Raw genomic sequence first — 16,936 nt, forward strand, 5'->3', positions numbered from 1 at the left:
GAAAATAATATGTCAAATATGTTAGATAATTTCACAATGGATTTCTTTAGATTAGATGGAAAGGTTGCAATTGTAACTGGTGGAAATACTGGTTTAGGTCAAGCTTATGCAGTTGCTTTAGCTAAGGCTGGTGCAGATTTAGTTATACCAACATTCAATAATGATTGGGATGAAACTAGAGAGTTAATAGAAAAAGAAGGTAAGAAGGTAGTATTTGTACAAGGAGACTTAACTAAGAAGGAAGATAGAGCAAAGGTTATTGATGCAGCTATGAAGGAATTCGGAAAAATAGATGTATTAATTAATAATGCAGGAACTATTAGAAGAGCTCCACTTCTTGAGTACAAGGAAGAAGATTGGAATTCAGTAATGGATATAAACCTAAATGCAGTTTATTTCTTAAGCCAAGAAGTAGCTAGAATAATGGTAGAGCAAGGTAGCGGTAAGATAGTTAACGTAGCTTCAATGCTTTCATTCCAAGGTGGAAAGTTTGTACCTCCATATACAGCAAGTAAGCATGGAGTAGCTGGTATTACTAAAGCATTTGCAAATGAACTAGCATGCAAAAACATTCAAATCAATGCTATAGCACCAGGATATATTAAGACTGCAAACACAGCTCCAATTAGAGCAGATGAGAAGAGAAATGCAGAAATACAAGGAAGAATTCCAGCTGATAGATGGGCAGATCCATTTGATTTAATGGGAGCAATAGTATTCCTATCAAGTAGAGCATCAGATTATGTTAATGGACATATATTAGCAGTTGATGGTGGATGGCTTGTAAGATAGTTTAGATTTATAAAGGGATCACTTAAGAAGAGAGGTGTTAAAGTGTTAGATGTAATTACTATAGGAGATGGAATGATAGCAATGTGCCCAGAAAAAAAAGGACCCATAATATTTTCAAATACTTTTGAAAGAAAAATGGGTGGGGCAGAGTTAAATGTAGCAATTGGTTGCGCAAGGCTTGGGCTAAATATAGGATGGATTAGTAGACTTGGAAATGATGACTTTGGAAAATATATATTAAAAACAGCTAAGGGTGAAGGTATAGATGTATCCCAAGTAGAGCAGGTAGATGGATATAATACATCAGTATATTTCAAAGAAGTTCTAGCAGATGGTGCAAGTAGATCCTTCTATTATAGAGCAAACTCACCAACAGAAACATTAAATATAAAAGATATTGATGAAGAGTATTTTAAAGAATGTAAGGTACTACATATTACTGGGGTGCTACCATCAATAAATGAACATAATAGAGAGCTTATTTTAGAAGCTATAGAAATTGCAAAGAAATATAATTTAACCATCTCTTTTGATCCTAATATTAGATTGAAGATGTGGACTAAGGAAGAAGCAAGCAGCTTTATTCATAAAATTTTACCTAATGTAGATATACTATTGGTTGGAGATGAAGAAATAGAGGTATTACTTGGTCATAATGATATAAGCAAAGGAATTAAAGAATTCCATGACTTTGGTATAGAAACTGTTGTAGTCAAAAGAGGGGCTAAGGGTGCAGTAGCATCAGATGGAAATAATATTTATGAAGTAGATGGAATTAAGCCTAGAGCTTTAGTAGATACAGTTGGTGCAGGAGATGGCTTTGCAGCAGGATTTTTAAGGTCAATAATAAAGGGAGAGACCTTAGAAGAGGCAGTAAAGTTTGCAAATGCTGTTGGATCAATTGTAGTTGGAGTAGAAGGGGATAATGAAGGTCTACCATATTATGAAGATGTATTAGTCTATATGGGTCTATCCAAAAAGGTTGAGAGGTAATAGATATGTGTAAAAATATATATGAATCATTAATTAAGAGTAAGGCAGTAGCAGTTATAAGAACTAATACATATGAAGAAGCAAAAGAAATTAGTTTAGCAGCTATTGAAGGCGGAATAAATGTTATAGAAGTTACAATGACTGTTCCAAGTGGAGCTAAGTTAATAAAAGAATTAAAAGAGAGCCATGAAGATGTAATAGTTGGTGCAGGAACAGTTTTAAAGGAAGAGCAATTAAAGGAATGTGCTGAAAATAAAGCAGACTTTATTGTTTCCCCTTGTTTAGATGAAGAGATAGTAAAAGGTGGAGCTTATTTAAATCTGCCTGTTATACCTGGAGTTATGACTATGTCAGAGCTTAACAAAGCATATTCTATGGGAGTAAAGTTTGTTAAGGTATTCCCAGGGAATGTAGTTGGTAAAGGCTTTATAAAAGCTGCAAAGTCAATTTACTCAGATATAAATATAATGCCAACTGGCGGTGTAAGTGATTCTAATTTTTCTGAGTGGTTAGAAGCTGGAGCAGATTGTTTTGGAATAGGTAGCGATTTAAATAAAATCTTTAAAACAGAAGGTAGTAATGGAATTATTAATTACTGCAAGAACATAAAAGCAAGGATATAGTGAACATTTAGTAAGTGTTATATAGTTTATGGTAGTTAGTCATAGATTTAATTAGAATATAACAATACTGTCATTGAAAAGAGTACAACAAAGTAGTTTTGTTGTACTCTTTTTTATAAGTGTAACAAAATTCTTATAAAAAAAAGCTTCAAATGAATATATAATATTTATCTAAATGAGAGTGAGACAAGCTTAAAGATAAATTTACTCCTTTGGCATATAAATTGCTCCTAATAAAAGTATCAAGATTGTTAGGAGTGGATGTAATGAATAGGAAGAAAATAAAAATGTTAATAGTAAGAGGTCTTGCCATAGCATGTATAACTAATGTAGTTATAGGTGGAGGAAGCAATATTATTACAGCTAAAGCTTTTGCAGAACAAAGAATAGAAAGTGAAATACTAAGAGGCGAAGATAGATCTAGTACTGCTTTATTAAATGAAGATTTTAGCATAACCAAAAATGAAACCGATAACACTTGGAAGACTTGGTGGGAAAATTCCGTAAGACCAAGTGAATGGCAATTGAGAAAATGGGGAGGAGCATCAGCAACTGGAAGCAATACTCCTTATGGAAAGGTTATAGAAGATTCATCTAAAGACGGTGGGAAATATGTTGAAGTAACTGCTAATAATACAGTAGGATTCTTTCAACCAGATTCATTTATAAAGATATCCCCAGAAGTAGGGTATAAGTTAAAGTTAAAAATAAAGACTGATGGAATTGGGGTAAGTGAACCTTTATCAGTAAGAGTAGAATATTATGATGAAAAAGGAACTGTATTAGAGAGAAAAGATGTTAAGAAGTTAAGTGGAACAACTGATTGGACTGAATATGAAGTAGAAATAGGAACAAAAACTAAAGCCACGAAAATGAAGGTTATATTTGTATTTGGCAATGTTGTAGCTAGTAGCAAAGGAGCTACAGGAAGTTTTGCAATAGATAGTTTAAGTGTAAATACAGATACAGCAAACCTTGAAAAAATAGACTTTGAAAGTCCTTTGGTTAATCTTGGTTTAGGTTCTTTATATAGACCAAAGGGAACTTTATATCCATCACACTCAAAAGAAAAATATACCTTAGTATCTAGTAATGAAGCTATTGCAAAGATAAAAGATGGTTTGGTTTATGCAGAAGGAATTGGAAGTACTACAATTAAAGCTATAAGTGAAAGTGGCAAGGACTTAGGAGCATTCACTATTAAAGTTGGTGAGGACAAGACTATAGAATATAATAAAGCATTAGATGGCATATTTGAGACTATGGTTCCAAACTCAATAATAGATTTAAATGATGAGCAGACAGTTAATACTATAAAGACTCAAGTAGATAATGGTAGAAAGTATTGGAACTCAATGAATAAATCTCAAGATAAAAAAGGTCTTTGGGATGATGCTACTAGTACAACAAATTCAGCACATGTAACTACACAATATAATAGACTTTATGATATGGCAGTTGCATATACAATTAATGGATCTGATTTAAAAGGAAATAGGGATTTATTAAAGGATATCAAGGATGGATTACAGTGGCTTAAAGAGAATAGATATGATGGAAAGAAGTTCTATAACAATTGGTGGGATTGGGAAGTAGGAACACCTCAAAAATTAAATAGCATATTAATTATCTTAAAAAGTGAGTTTACTGATTTAGAAATTCTAGAATATACAGATGTTGTAGATATATATGTAAAAGATCCTACAATGCATACTCAAGGAAGATATCCAGCAGTAGGTGCAAATAGAGCTGATATGTGTAAAGTTGTTATATATAATGGGCTACTTTCAAAAAATGAAGATAGAATTAATCTTGGAGTTAGTAAGCTAGATCCTCTATTCAAATATGTAGAAGAGATAATTGAAGAAGAGGGGCAAAAGATAGACGGATATTATAAGGATGGTTCATGGATAGAACATGGAAATATACCTTATGCAGGGTCCTATGGAGCAGTTTTAATAGGCGGAGTTGGAGAGATGGCTCACGTATTAAATAATACCCCATGGGCAATTGATGAGGATAAGCTAAATACAATATATGAAGTAATATTAGATTCCTTTGAACCACTTATGTATAAAGGTGTAATGATGAATATGGTTAGTGGAAGAGCTATATCTAGAGCTAATGAAAGAGACTATGGACATGGCTTTGGAATTATGAGAAGAATACTAGCCTTCTATACAGAGTCAGCTCCAGAAGAATATAAAGATAGATATAAAGCTATGATAAAGGAATGGATAGAATCAAATGATAAGAGAGATATTATAGGAACCTCAACTAATCTTCAATTTACTGTTCAAGCTAAGGCATTAATGAAGGATGATACTGTTAGTGCAAGAGGGGAATTAATAGGTAATTACAACTTCCCTAATATGGATAGAGTAGTTCATAGAAGACCAGGCTATGTTTTTGGATTAAGTATGTACTCAAGTAGAGTAGCTAACTATGAGTCCCTAAATGGTGAAAACCTAAAAGGCTATCACACTTCAGATGGTATGACATACCTTTATAATGGTGATATTGGACAATATTCAAATGATTTCTGGCCAACAGTAGATTCAAAGAGATTGCCAGGAACAACAGTAGATACAAAGAATATATTTGGAAATGTTGCAGGCACTAGCTATGGTCCAGGTGAAACAGCAACCTCTATGCAAGACTGGGTTGGAGGAGCAAACCTTGGAGATTACGGTGTTAGTGGAATGTACTTAGATAATAAGAGAAGTAATCCTAAGAAGGATTTAGGCATGGATTTAGAAGCTAAAAAGTCTTACTTCATGTTTGATAATGAAATAGTTGCCTTAGGAGCAGGTGTTACAAGTACAAAGGATAATGGTATTGAAACAATATTTGAAAATAGATTAATCAATAAGGATAATGATAAGATATATATTAATGGGCAAGAATTAACAGAGAATATTGATAATGAAACTAAGATTGATGATGCAAAGTGGGCTTACCTAGAGGGTGAAGATACAAACTCAAGTATAGGATACTATTTCCCTAAATCATCATCTATCAATGTAAAGAGAGATACAAGAACAGGAAGCTGGAAGGAAATTAATAATGGACAATCAGCAACGCCTATAACAAATACTTTCTTTACAATGTGGGAAGATCATGGAACTAACCCTACTAATGACAGTTATGAATATGTATTATTACCTAACATAAGTAAGGATGATACTGCAAGTTATGCTGAAGGATCACAAATAGAAGTAGTGGAGAATAATGAAGATGTTCAAGCTGTAAAAGAAAATAATAAAGGAATTTTTGCGGCAAACTTCTGGAATGATAAAGAGATAGAAGTAGAAGGTTTAAAGGTAAATGGAAAGGCTTCTGTTATAATGCAAAAAGAAAATGGTATTTTAGATATATCTGTATCTGACCCAACTATGAAAAACAATGGAGTTATAACTGTTCAGCTTAATGAAAAGGCAGAAAAGCTTATATCCAATGATGAAAATGTAGAAGTTATATCAAATGGTGATAGCATAATTCTAAAAATTAATGTAGATAAGAGTGCTGGTCAAAGCTTAAATGCTAAGATAAAGTTAGTATCTGAGTCAGATAATGGACAAGAGGATACTGGAAATAAACCAGGTGATAATGATAACAAGCCAGGGGATAATAACAATTCAGGAGAGATAGATAAGGATAAGGTAGATAAAGAAGAGCCTACAACTAATCCTGTAAAGACTAGTGACACTGGAGCATTAGGTATACTAGGTTCATTATTTGCTTTAGGGGCTGGAGGCTTAGCTATATCTAGAAAGAAAAAGTAGACACCTCAAATAAAAAGTAGGTGGTATAGATAGAAAAAGGGGGATGTATCAAAATTATAAAAATTTGAAATATCCCCTTTAATTTTCGATTACAAAACCTACTTGCATATAATTTGATTCATTTAATAGTGTAATAAAGAGAGTACCAATGAAAATCATTTGTATTTCCTTTAGAAAAATACTAATATAGTCCTTTTAAATTAAGGGAAGAGGAAAGAAGTAAATATAGTACGTAAAAAGATGAAATGGTTAAGGAATACTTGCAGAAAAAATGGAGGTTTGTAAAATGCTAAGTGAAAAATATTATGATGAGATACTTCAGTTATTAGGTAAAATAAGAGTAAAGCAAAAGGAAAATGTAATGAGGGCTGCTGAATTAATTGCGGAGTCAATTACGAATGGAGGTATATTACAAGCATATGGATCAGGACATTCCTATGGAACAGCCTTAGAAATATGCGGAAGAGCAGGAGGATTAATTCCTTCAAAACAAATAATAGAACCATCTGGTGGGATATATGAAAGGATAGAAGGTGTTGGGGAAGCCTTTATCAAGATGACAGATTTGAGAAAAGAGGATATTTTGATAATAATATCAAATTCAGGAAGAAATCCATTGGGAATAGAGATTGCTAAAGGGGCAAAAGAAAAAGGGATTAAAGTCATTATTGTTACATGTTATGAAGTTTCTAAAAAGCTAACCTCAAGGCATTCTAGTGGTAAGATGTTATTTGATTATGCAGATGTTATTTTGGATAATATGGGGGTGGAAGGTGACTCTTGTTTGGAGGTACCAGGATTACCAGTTAAAATCGCAGGAACATCTTCCATAGCAGGAGCAATGTTGCTAAATTCAGCAGTTATTGAAGCAATTGAAATAATGGTTAATAAAGGATTTATACCTCCTGTATTTATGAGTGCCAATGTAGATGGTGGTAAAGAATTCAATGAAAAATTATTATCTAAATATAAGGATAGATTAACTCGAAGATAGTTTGGTTTATACAATATTTTCAGCCAAAAGGAGGGAACTAGAAAACTAAAAGTTTTTAGTGCTCTCTATTTTTTCATAAAATAAAACAATTTACTATATTATTAAAAATATAAAGAAGTATTATTAAAGTGGAAATGTGAAGACATCATCTAGGGGGAACTATTTTATTCTATTACACAATTTAAATTGATTTGATTAAATGCATATATTTGATAATACTTTTTGGGAATAGGCGAAAATAACGAGCTTAATATGTGTAATTAAAACCCTATTAACTACTAAAGAGAAATGTTGAAAATGTAAATTTTTTAACATTTCTCTTTAGTAGAACAATAGGATTTAAACAATATACTAGTTAGTCATTATTGATTAGAAAGCATAGCAACAGTGTCTCTTTTTACTAATGTATTATTAAGTATAATATTTTTACTATACTCATTATTAATATTAATCTTTTCAAGGAGTAGAGATGCTGCATTCTCACCTAATAAAGACATGTTCTGATCTATAGTTGTTAAGTTAGGCTCTATAAATTTACACAATTCTATATTATCAAAACCTATTATAGACATGTCCTTAGGAACATTAATATTTAATCTCTTACAGGCATTTATTGCACCTACTCCCATAAGGTCATTGCAAGCAAATATAGCAGTAGCAGTAGTAGATTCTAAAATATCTAAAAGTATAGAAGTAGTATTACCAACAGTTTCACTACTATTACCAGAACCTATATTAATGATATTTTCCTCTTTGAAATTGTCTATATCCATCATGAATTCTCTATAGCACTCTTCTTTAACATCGTAGGAATAACTATTAGTACCTCTAATAAATAATATATCCTTATGATTATTTTCAAAAAGATAGTCTAAAGCAATCCTTGCACCTTTAGCTTCATCATTGCAGACTGTTGAAATATTTGGTGAGGTTGAAGAACCATTAACAAATACAATTGGAATTTGCTTAGCTATATCATTATAAAATTTAGATTTCATATTTTTTATATCAGGGCTAATAACTATAATACCTGATACATTTCTTGAGATTAATTCATTTACATATTTCATCTCTTCATTTTTATCACCATTAGTACAGCAAAGGATGAAAGATAGTGAATTAGATTTAAGAGAACTATCAATACCATCAATTACTGCTGGGAAGAACATATTGTTTATACTTGGAACTACTACACCTATAATAGAAGATCTTTGCTGAGTTAATTCTCTAGCTTGCATATTTGGTATATATTTAAGTTCTTTTATTGCCTTAAGAACATTTTCCTTTGTTTCAGCTTTTACAGGGTAATTTCCGTTCATTACCCTTGATACTGTAGCAACGGAAACATTAGCTCTTTCTGCTACTTCTGCTATAGTTACCTTCATATTAATAATCCACCTTATAATGTATTTACAAATTTATCAAATGCAGCAAGACCTATATCATCTCTTTTAAATACTCCAGCATGATGTAGTACTTCTAAGAATTTATATCCAATCTCATTTTCTAAAATAGAATCTACATTTGAAATATTGATATCATTGTATTTTTCAGTAATGTAATTATACCAGTCAGAATGTATATTTACAATTTCATAAGTAGATATTGTAGGAGTCTTAGATAATAAATATTCCTTAATTATAGCAATCTCATCCTTTAATCTTGCAGGAAGAACAGCTAGTCCCATTACCTCTATAAGTCCTATATTTTCCTTCTTTATATGATGTACTTCAGCATGAGGATGGAATATACCAAGTGGATGCTCCTCATTTGTTCTATTATTTCTTAATACAAGATCTAATTCATATTTACCATCACGCTTTCTTGCAATAGGAGTAATAGTATTATGTGGAGTATCATTAGTATGGCTCAATATTTCAACTGACTCATCAGAATAATTAATCCAATCTATTAATATCTTTTCACCTAATGAGATTAAGGAATCTTTGTTATTTGAAGATAATCTTAATACAGACATAGGCCACTTAACACGTCCAACAGATACATCTTCATAGTTTTTGATACTATAAATTTTCTCAATAGGTGCTTCTTCCATTGCAAAGGTATAACGTCCACCTTGATAATGGTCATGGGATAATATTGAGCCACCTACTATAGGTAAATCAGCATTAGAACCAGCAAAATAATGAGGAACTTTATCAATGAACCCTATTAAATTTTCAAAGGTAGTTCTTGAAATCTTCATTGGTATATGTTCACTATTTAGGATAATACAGTGTTCGTTATAATAAGTGTAAGGAGAATACTGTAAAAACCATTCATTGTTATTAAAGGACATTGGTATAATTCTATGGGTTTGTCTAGCAGGATGATTTAAGTTTCCATAAAAGCCTTCATTCTCCCTGCAAAGCAAACACTTAGGATAAGATGAAGATTTAATAAGCTTTGCTCTTGCAATATCTTTAGGATCTTTTTCGGGTTTAGATAAATTTATTGTAAGATCTAAATCACCATAGTTTGTGGTTGTTTTCCATAAAATATTTTTATCTGTTCTTGATTTTCTAATATAGTTAGAAGCAATACTTAGGTTGAAGTAGTAGTTAGTAGCCTTAACAGGTGATTCTGAATAAAGACTATTAAAAGTATTTATTACTTCAGAAGGTCTAGGCATAATACAATTCATAACCTTAGTATCAAATAAATCTCTTTCAGTAACTGTATCATTAATAATATCTATAGATACAGCGTAGTCTAGGATATTTTCTAATATATCAGTAGGAGTTTCTAGAGTCTCATCAATTTTCATAGGTGTAAACTCATTTAATTCCAATAATCCAAGGAGCATGTTTGTAGAATATATTACATCTAAATCTGTAATTAAGTTATTCTGTAGTGCAAAGTTTATTAGTCTATTTATTTCAACATTAATCATGAGAACCTCCTTAATCTTCAAAACCATTAGGGTTATTTTGATGCCATGTCCAAGCTGAATTTATAATATCTTTAATATCAGTATATTTTGGAGTCCAATTTAAGATTTTATTTGCCTTTTTACTTGAAGCAATAAGAATAGCAGGGTCACCAGCTCTTCTTTCTCCCATTACAACTTTAATATCTTCCTTTGTAACTAGCTTAGTTGCATCTATCATTTCTTTAACAGAGAATCCAGTTCCATTACCTAAGTTAAAAATATTGCTCTCATTACCAGCACGTAAATAATTAACTGCTCTAATATGTGCATTAGCAAGGTCAAGTACATGAATGTAATCACGAATACAAGTACCATCTTCAGTAGGATAGTCATCACCAAATACTGTGATAAATTCACGTTTCTTTAGGGGAACTTGAAGTATTAAAGGTATTAAGTGAGTTTCAGGGGTATGGTCCTCACCAATACTACCATCATCTAAAGCACCAGCTACGTTAAAGTATCTTAAAGATACATAATTAATGCCATTTGCAGAACTAACCCATTTCATCATTTTTTCCATTGTTAACTTTGTTTCACCGTATGGATTAGTTGGATTCGTTTCTGAATCTTCAAGTATAGGAACAGACTTTGGCTCACCATATACTGCAGCAGTAGAAGAAAATACAATATTCTTAACACTGTGCTTAACCATTGTTTCTAGTAAAACTTGCATTCCATATACATTATTATTAAAGTAAAGCAAAGGGTTTGTCATACTTTCTCCAACTAGAGAATTAGCAGCAAAGTGAATTACAGAATCAATAGAATTAGACTTAAATACATTATCTAAAAAATCCCTATCCCTAATATCACCTTCATAAAATTTTGCCTTCTTATTTATAGCTCCTCTATGACCACTTTGAAGGTTGTCTACTATAATAACATCTTCATTTTGATTTATAAGTTGGTGTACTGTATGAGAACCAATGTATCCAGCACCACCACAAACTAATATTGCCATTTAAAAATCCTCCTTATATTAACTTTCTTGGACCATCAGAAATATCTGCTATGTAAAAGTCAGGTTTATAACCAATTTGCTTTTCATATTCTCGTGTAGTAAATTGAATAAAATCTTCAATAGAATCAGATTTAACTAAATTCACAGTGCATCCACCAAAGCCAGCACCAGTCATTCTTGCACCTAAAACAATATTTTCTTGACTCCAGGCTAAAGAAACAAGGGTATCAAGCTCAGTTCCAGTAACTTCGTAATCATCTCTTAAAGAAATATGAGATTCATTTAAAAGCTTACCAAATTCCTCAAGGTTATTTTCTTCAAGTGCTTGTACAGCCTTTAAAGTTCTTTGATTTTCATAAACAGCATGCTTAGCTCTTCTTCTCCTAGTAGAGTCTCCTATTGAATCCTTATATTTTTCAAATTCATCTATAGTTAAGTCCCCTAATGATCCTATATTTACGACAGTTTGTAATTCCTTTAATGCAGTTTCACATTCAGTACGTCTTTCGTTATACTTTGAATCTGCAAGACCACGTTTTTTATTAGTATTACCTATTACGAGCTTGTAGCCATCCATCTTGATAGGGCTATATTTATACTTTAAAGTATTACAATCAAGAAGAAGTGCAGAATCTTTTAATCCCATACAGATAGAGAATTGATCCATTATCCCACAGTTAACACCTATAAATTTATTTTCAGCTTCTTGAGTTATTTTAGCTATATCAACATTACTTATATTTAATTTAAAGTAGTGATTTAAGATAACAGCCATTAAAACTTCTATAGATGCAGAAGAAGATAGGCCTGAACCATTAGGAATATCACCATAAACAAGTATGTTAAAGCCAGTTGGTATATTATAACCATGATCAATAATTGTCTTTATTACACCTTTAGGGTAATTAGCCCAATCATGTTCCTTATTATAAACAAGGTCATTTAAATCAAATTCAATAGTTCCAAGTTCCTTAAAATTAAGAGAGTGAAGTAAAATCTTTTGGTCATTTCTTTTTGAAACTACAGCATAAGTTCCAAAAGAAATAGCACAAGGGAATACATTACCACCGTTATAATCTGTATGCTCACCAATTAAATTAACTCTTCCAGGGGAAAAGAATATATCCTCACATTCTATATTAAAAGTATTGTAAAAATCATTTTTCAAAATTGTTAAATCAGTCATTCGATTACCTCCTTATATTATAGTTTTATAGTAAGCGATTACTATAGAAAAGTAAAGGGTTTTCTTGGAGAAAATTATCAGTATATGGTTATAAATAGGTTTACAGTGAGATGAATTGGATTTATAATATTATTAAATAGAAAAATATATAGTAAGCGGTTTCTGAATAAAGATATGGAGAAGAAGTATGAGAATAGATAAAAAAGAGATAGCTCTAAAGGATAATAAAAAAATATTACAATATTCACTTAGTAATGATAATGGAATAGAAATAAAGATATTAACACTGGGAGGAATTATAACAGATATTATAGTGCCAGATTCAAAGGGGATTAAAGAAAATATAGTTATAGGTTGGAAAGACTTAAATGATTATATAGATGATACATCCTATGCAGGAGCAATTGTAGGAAGAAATAGCGGAAGAATTGCCGATGGTAAGATAAAAATAGGAGAGAAGTTGTATGAAACAACTAAGAATCAAGGATCTAACACTCATCACGGGGGAGTTGAAGGATTTAATAAAAAGCTTTGGAAGGACTCTGTAGAGGTTAATGATGAAGAAGTAAGCTTAATACTAGAGGCTTCTAGTAAGGATGGTGAAGAAGGTTTTCCAGGTAACCTTAAGCTGAGAGTAGTATATTCTCTAAACAATGAAAATGAATTTTCAATAAAGAATCAGGGAATAAGCGATAAAGATACCATATTAAACATGACTAATCATAGTTATTTTAATTTATCAGGAAATATTAAGAGAAATGTATTAGATGAAAGATTAACTGTAAAAGCTGATAAGATTGCGACTATAAGAGAAGACTCAGCATTAACTGGTGATTTAATTGAGGTTAAGGGAACACCCTTTGATTTTAATACTAGTAAAAAAGTTGGAGAAGATATAGGGAAAGTACATAGGCAACTAGAATTAGGTAATGGTTACGATCATCCATGGATACTAAGAAATACTGAGGGATATAATATTAAGCTTGAAGATGATATATCAGGAAGGGTAATGGAAGTTTATACAGATAGAAAGGCAGTAGTAATATATTCTACTAATTTTCCTATGGATAAGGAATTATATAATGGAACTATAGAGGGTAAGTATGATGGAATTTGCTTTGAGACTCAGAACTTACCTATAGGTGAAGGGTGTAAGTTTATTGAGGATTCGCTGCTAAGAGAAGGGGAGGAGTATAGGGCTAGTACCGTCTTTAGGTTTTATTGTAGGTAGGAGGGGAGTATAAATAACAATTTAGTTATTTATGATTTGGGATAATGAAAAGTTAACCGTATCATAAGTAAATGCGGTTTCGTATTAATTATTTTAAGTGGTATTATTATAATAGATTAATGCAATAAGTATAGTATATAATGACTAATAAACTGATGGATTATATTGTTTAATAAATAAGAAGTTTATTAGTCATATTTCAGCAGTGTAGTTAGAATAGTATTATAGTTAATTATTATTCACATAATATCTTAGATATTTATATATTCATTTGATATACCAATGAAGCTCTTAAGTGAATCATTAAATTTTCCATGTTCATTTATTACAAATTTAACTTTCAATGCCTTAAAATCATCTCTTAAATCATAAACATGAAAGTTATGTTTTTTAGGTAAAATATTTTTGGGTAAAAGGGATACCCCTAGCCCAGCAGTTACTCCATTAAGAATAGATTCTAAAGTGTCAAATTCAATGATAGTAGTGGGGTTAGAGTTGTTAATAGCAAACCATTTTTTTAGAAGCTGACCATAGGGACATTGATTATCTTTATTTACTATTATTGGTGTAGTTATATTACTAGTATCATTAATATTTGTAGAAGATATTAGTGCAATTTCTTCTATGAAGCTAAAAATTTCTTTAACCTTTATAGAGGTATAGTTATCATATATAAAGGCACCATCTAGCTCATCTTTTATAAGCTTATCAAAAAGAACTTCTTGTTTTTCAGTCTTTAAAACTAAAGATACTGTAGGATTTTTTTCATGAAACAAAGTAAATAATTTAGGTAGTCGAGATGCAGAAATAGTTTGAGTAGCGCCAATCGTAAGTTTAGAATTAATCTTAGGAATAATGAATTCTTCAGTAGCTTCATCTACTAACTTAATAATTTTATCTGCATATTGAAGTAGTTTTTCTCCATGTGCGGTAATAGTAGTACCTTTATTATTCCTTATAAATAAAGTAGTGTTCAATTCATTTTCAAGTACTTTAATTCTCATAGTAATATTCGATTGTGCATATCCAAGGTTTAAAGCAGCTTTTGATATAGACTTCTCATATGCAACTATTTGAAATATTCTTAAATCGTTAATTTCCATATTGTTAAGACCTTTCAAAATTATTAATTTATATTGTGATATCACTAAAAGTGATATCAGCTATTATTTATAAGTATTATACAATTTTTATTTAGGGAGTTAAACTATAAATGTCAAAACTAATAGAGTAATTATTATAAGTTATGAAGAATACAAGGAGGATATAATTAAAATGATAGCAACACAATATAAGATTATACTACCAAGTAATTATGATATGAATATAATAAAGGATAGAGTGAAAAATAATGGATATAAAACCGATGGATTTGAGGATTTAAAGTTTAAGTTTTATCTTATAACAGAAAAAGGAGAAAACAATAATTTACAAAATAGTTATTGTCCTTTATATATTTGGAAAGATAGCAATGGATTAAATAAATTTTTATTTGATGGATTTTATGATAATATAATAACTTCCTTTGGATGGCAGCAAGTAAATGTAGAAATACCATTAGTTGATACAACAACAGGCAATTTTAAGGATACGAAATATATATTTGAATTAACAAAAGAGATAAACCCTCAAGAAAGTTTAAAAAATGTAAAATATAAAATAGAAAAAGATATGCCTAAATTTGATAATACAGAGTATATCGTTATTTATAATCCTGACAAATGGAAATATAGTATATTTTATTTTATAGATGATTTAAGTAAAGTAAGATCAGAAAAAGGAGTAGTTTATAATATACTTCATATATCACAATAAAAATAGGAATAGAAACCTCACTTAGTAGCGATACGGAGAAGCGTACCATAAGTAAATGAGGTTTTTACTAAATTTGGATAAAGGTATAGTGGTAAGGTAAACCCCGTCTTCGCCATGAAAACATCAAATTATTTTTTTCCTTATGCATGAATTTAGAATTATTTATAATACTGTTTATATAGACATAAAAAATAGGACTTACTGTAATAAAGTAAGTCCTTGACACATCTTTTAAGAAATTTATGAATTCAATATGGGAGTTAAAATATTTATATGGCGTTTTCCTATTTTAAAATGTTCTAATCTTTTATACTTATCATGTTTAATTGATATTTTTTCCTTTGATATAATTGCTACTACTGAATTAATTGCAAGTTTAGGCAATAAATGCTCTAACAATAGAATTGTTGCTTCATTTTCATCCTGCATATTACTCCAATGAACTATATCTCCATAAGGCAAATCTGTAATAACTATATTTATATTATTTAACCCATCTAATTTATCCATATTTTTAGTAGAGTCAGATATAAAGCATTTAGTTCCTATAATATTACTTTTACTCTCTAAAATGCTTAGCAATCTAAATGCACTTTCAAGTGCTTCAAAATGAGAATACTTACCATAATCTGCAGTCATTTTATTTATTTGTTCTATACGGTCTTTTATGCCTAATATTGACAATAAAGATAGATTTCTTTCAGCAAGTTTTATTGCACTTTCATCAATATCGGAGGCAAATATTTTGCTTATATGTTCTCCATGTAAGTAGCCTATTGTTGTTAACAAATATCCTCCTCCACAGCAAGGGTCATATATTTTATAAGGGCTATTTATTCCTTTTTTATTTATAATATGTCTGCACCTTTGAAATATTTCACTTGCCAATCTTACTGGAAATGAGGTTGTTCCACGCTGATTAAAAAGAACCCTTCCACTGGCATAATCTTGATAATTTATGTTTTCTACTGCAAATTTATAACTCATAATTAAATTCCCTTCGTTGATGTAATTTACTAGTATAAAATGTCATGTATTACTAAAAACAATAATAATGTTTATTTTTGCAAAGTTATTAAATTATCTTGTTTTTCACTATGCTAAATAATCACCAAAATTCGTCATAGCCTTCTCTTCTTAGAGCCTCTAATCGTTGATTACCGTCTCTAATACTTAATTCACCATTTATATTTTGAACTATTAATGGGGGCATATCCCATCAATATTTAACTAGTTTTTGGGATTATTGTATATGTTTTTCCCGATTTTCAACCCAATCAACAAATTCCATATATTGTTCAGGACTCATACACCTTTTTAAGCTGTCAAGTTTAATCAATATTGGATCTACCCAATATCGTTTTTCAAGTTTTAATCCGTCAGATAAGGCTTGATTCCCTCCAACTGTAGTCAGAAATGAATGAACCCATTCTTCAATAGCTCCTTTATTTGAAAACTCAATAGCCTCTTTAACTGTAAATGCTAAATTACCCATTATTCCACTATTATCTCATATTTTTACATAATTCATAATTAATGTAAGAAATTAATTATAACATAAGTTTACTATTGTTTTCCAATATTATCTGAATTGATAATAAATTAGTATATAACAGTATTAGTA

Annotated in this window: 14 protein-coding genes; 7 read left to right on the plus strand and 7 right to left on the minus strand. The window is 30.5% G+C overall.

Going from position 1 to position 16,936, the window contains the following annotated elements; all coding sequences use genetic code 11:
* Window positions 1-9: 9 nt before the first annotated feature.
* From kduD to ACSYT2_RS02770, 5 genes are all read left to right on the plus strand, one after another.
* Window positions 10-792, plus strand: a complete 783-nt coding sequence (gene kduD, locus ACSYT2_RS02750; protein ID WP_438383312.1) for a 2-dehydro-3-deoxy-D-gluconate 5-dehydrogenase KduD — start codon at window positions 10-12, stop codon at window positions 790-792.
* A 42-nt stretch (window positions 793-834) separates the two neighbouring features.
* Window positions 835-1,785: a sugar kinase gene (locus ACSYT2_RS02755; protein WP_497527231.1), complete on the plus strand. Its 951-nt coding sequence runs from the start codon at window positions 835-837 to the stop codon at window positions 1,783-1,785.
* A 5-nt stretch (window positions 1,786-1,790) separates the two neighbouring features.
* A complete protein-coding gene (locus ACSYT2_RS02760) occupies window positions 1,791-2,408 on the plus strand; it encodes a bifunctional 4-hydroxy-2-oxoglutarate aldolase/2-dehydro-3-deoxy-phosphogluconate aldolase (protein ID WP_438383313.1) in 618 nt (205 codons plus the stop codon).
* 266 nt (window positions 2,409-2,674) lie between these two features.
* Window positions 2,675-6,193, plus strand: a complete 3,519-nt coding sequence (locus ACSYT2_RS02765; RefSeq protein ID WP_438383315.1) for a polysaccharide lyase 8 family protein — start codon at window positions 2,675-2,677, stop codon at window positions 6,191-6,193.
* A 286-nt stretch (window positions 6,194-6,479) separates the two neighbouring features.
* The gene (locus ACSYT2_RS02770; protein ID WP_438383317.1) at window positions 6,480-7,187 is read left to right on the plus strand and encodes an SIS domain-containing protein; all 708 of its coding nucleotides are present in this window, start codon (window positions 6,480-6,482) and stop codon (window positions 7,185-7,187) included.
* 362 nt (window positions 7,188-7,549) lie between these two features.
* Here ACSYT2_RS02770 and ACSYT2_RS02775 read toward each other — a convergent pair whose 3' ends face one another.
* From ACSYT2_RS02775 to ACSYT2_RS02790, 4 genes are read right to left on the minus strand one after another with little or no spacing between them, the layout of a single operon-like run.
* The gene (locus ACSYT2_RS02775; protein ID WP_438383319.1) at window positions 7,550-8,572 is read right to left on the minus strand and encodes a LacI family DNA-binding transcriptional regulator; all 1,023 of its coding nucleotides are present in this window, start codon (window positions 8,570-8,572) and stop codon (window positions 7,550-7,552) included.
* 14 nt (window positions 8,573-8,586) lie between these two features.
* Entirely contained in the window at window positions 8,587-10,080 is a 1,494-nt protein-coding gene (galT, locus tag ACSYT2_RS02780; RefSeq protein WP_438383321.1) for a UDP-glucose--hexose-1-phosphate uridylyltransferase, read from the minus strand.
* 10 nt (window positions 10,081-10,090) lie between these two features.
* Complete coding sequence (gene galE, locus ACSYT2_RS02785) at window positions 10,091-11,080, minus strand: UDP-glucose 4-epimerase GalE (protein ID WP_438383323.1); 990 nt, start codon at window positions 11,078-11,080, stop codon at window positions 10,091-10,093.
* A gap of 13 nt (window positions 11,081-11,093) precedes the next feature.
* Window positions 11,094-12,266, minus strand: a complete 1,173-nt coding sequence (locus tag ACSYT2_RS02790) for a galactokinase (RefSeq protein ID WP_438383325.1) — start codon at window positions 12,264-12,266, stop codon at window positions 11,094-11,096.
* Between the two features lie 187 nt (window positions 12,267-12,453).
* On the opposite strand from ACSYT2_RS02790, the gene ACSYT2_RS02795 reads away from it, so the two are divergent.
* On the plus strand, window positions 12,454-13,497 hold the full coding sequence (locus ACSYT2_RS02795; RefSeq protein ID WP_438383327.1) for an aldose epimerase family protein: 1,044 nt from the start codon (window positions 12,454-12,456) through the stop codon (window positions 13,495-13,497).
* A gap of 251 nt (window positions 13,498-13,748) precedes the next feature.
* Here ACSYT2_RS02795 and ACSYT2_RS02800 read toward each other — a convergent pair whose 3' ends face one another.
* A complete protein-coding gene (locus ACSYT2_RS02800) occupies window positions 13,749-14,600 on the minus strand; it encodes a LysR family transcriptional regulator (RefSeq protein ID WP_438383329.1) in 852 nt (283 codons plus the stop codon).
* A 172-nt stretch (window positions 14,601-14,772) separates the two neighbouring features.
* On the opposite strand from ACSYT2_RS02800, the gene ACSYT2_RS02805 reads away from it, so the two are divergent.
* Window positions 14,773-15,312, plus strand: coding sequence for a DUF4865 family protein (locus ACSYT2_RS02805; protein WP_438383331.1), 540 nt, complete (start codon window positions 14,773-14,775; stop codon window positions 15,310-15,312).
* A gap of 240 nt (window positions 15,313-15,552) precedes the next feature.
* Here ACSYT2_RS02805 and ACSYT2_RS02810 read toward each other — a convergent pair whose 3' ends face one another.
* Together ACSYT2_RS02810 and ACSYT2_RS02815 are read right to left on the minus strand one after the other, a co-directional pair.
* Window positions 15,553-16,299, minus strand: coding sequence for a hypothetical protein (locus ACSYT2_RS02810; protein WP_438383332.1), 747 nt, complete (start codon window positions 16,297-16,299; stop codon window positions 15,553-15,555).
* A 256-nt stretch (window positions 16,300-16,555) separates the two neighbouring features.
* Window positions 16,556-16,807: a hypothetical protein gene (locus ACSYT2_RS02815; protein ID WP_438383334.1), complete on the minus strand. Its 252-nt coding sequence runs from the start codon at window positions 16,805-16,807 to the stop codon at window positions 16,556-16,558.
* Window positions 16,808-16,936: the final 129 nt, after the last annotated feature.

It is taken from the genome of Clostridium zhoujianii (assembly GCF_051590805.1).
In the GTDB taxonomy this organism is placed as follows: Bacteria; Bacillota; Clostridia; order Clostridiales; family Clostridiaceae; genus Clostridium.

What these genes read in the sequence shown, in the direction of transcription:
- kduD (WP_438383312.1), top strand. Translation starts at nt 10, where the DNA reads ATGTCAAATATGTTAGATAATTTCACAATGGATTTCTTTAGATTAGAT.
- ACSYT2_RS02760 (WP_438383313.1), top strand. Translation starts at nt 1,791, where the DNA reads ATGTGTAAAAATATATATGAATCATTAATTAAGAGTAAGGCAGTAGCA.
- ACSYT2_RS02765 (WP_438383315.1), top strand. Translation starts at nt 2,675, where the DNA reads ATGAATAGGAAGAAAATAAAAATGTTAATAGTAAGAGGTCTTGCCATA.
- ACSYT2_RS02770 (WP_438383317.1), top strand. Translation starts at nt 6,480, where the DNA reads ATGCTAAGTGAAAAATATTATGATGAGATACTTCAGTTATTAGGTAAA.
- ACSYT2_RS02775 (WP_438383319.1), bottom strand. Translation starts at nt 8,572, where the DNA reads ATGAAGGTAACTATAGCAGAAGTAGCAGAAAGAGCTAATGTTTCCGTT.
- galT (WP_438383321.1), bottom strand. Translation starts at nt 10,080, where the DNA reads ATGATTAATGTTGAAATAAATAGACTAATAAACTTTGCACTACAGAAT.
- galE (WP_438383323.1), bottom strand. Translation starts at nt 11,080, where the DNA reads ATGGCAATATTAGTTTGTGGTGGTGCTGGATACATTGGTTCTCATACA.
- ACSYT2_RS02790 (WP_438383325.1), bottom strand. Translation starts at nt 12,266, where the DNA reads ATGACTGATTTAACAATTTTGAAAAATGATTTTTACAATACTTTTAAT.
- ACSYT2_RS02795 (WP_438383327.1), top strand. Translation starts at nt 12,454, where the DNA reads ATGAGAATAGATAAAAAAGAGATAGCTCTAAAGGATAATAAAAAAATA.
- ACSYT2_RS02800 (WP_438383329.1), bottom strand. Translation starts at nt 14,600, where the DNA reads ATGGAAATTAACGATTTAAGAATATTTCAAATAGTTGCATATGAGAAG.
- ACSYT2_RS02805 (WP_438383331.1), top strand. Translation starts at nt 14,773, where the DNA reads ATGATAGCAACACAATATAAGATTATACTACCAAGTAATTATGATATG.
- ACSYT2_RS02810 (WP_438383332.1), bottom strand. Translation starts at nt 16,299, where the DNA reads ATGAGTTATAAATTTGCAGTAGAAAACATAAATTATCAAGATTATGCC.
- ACSYT2_RS02815 (WP_438383334.1), bottom strand. Translation starts at nt 16,807, where the DNA reads ATGGGTAATTTAGCATTTACAGTTAAAGAGGCTATTGAGTTTTCAAAT.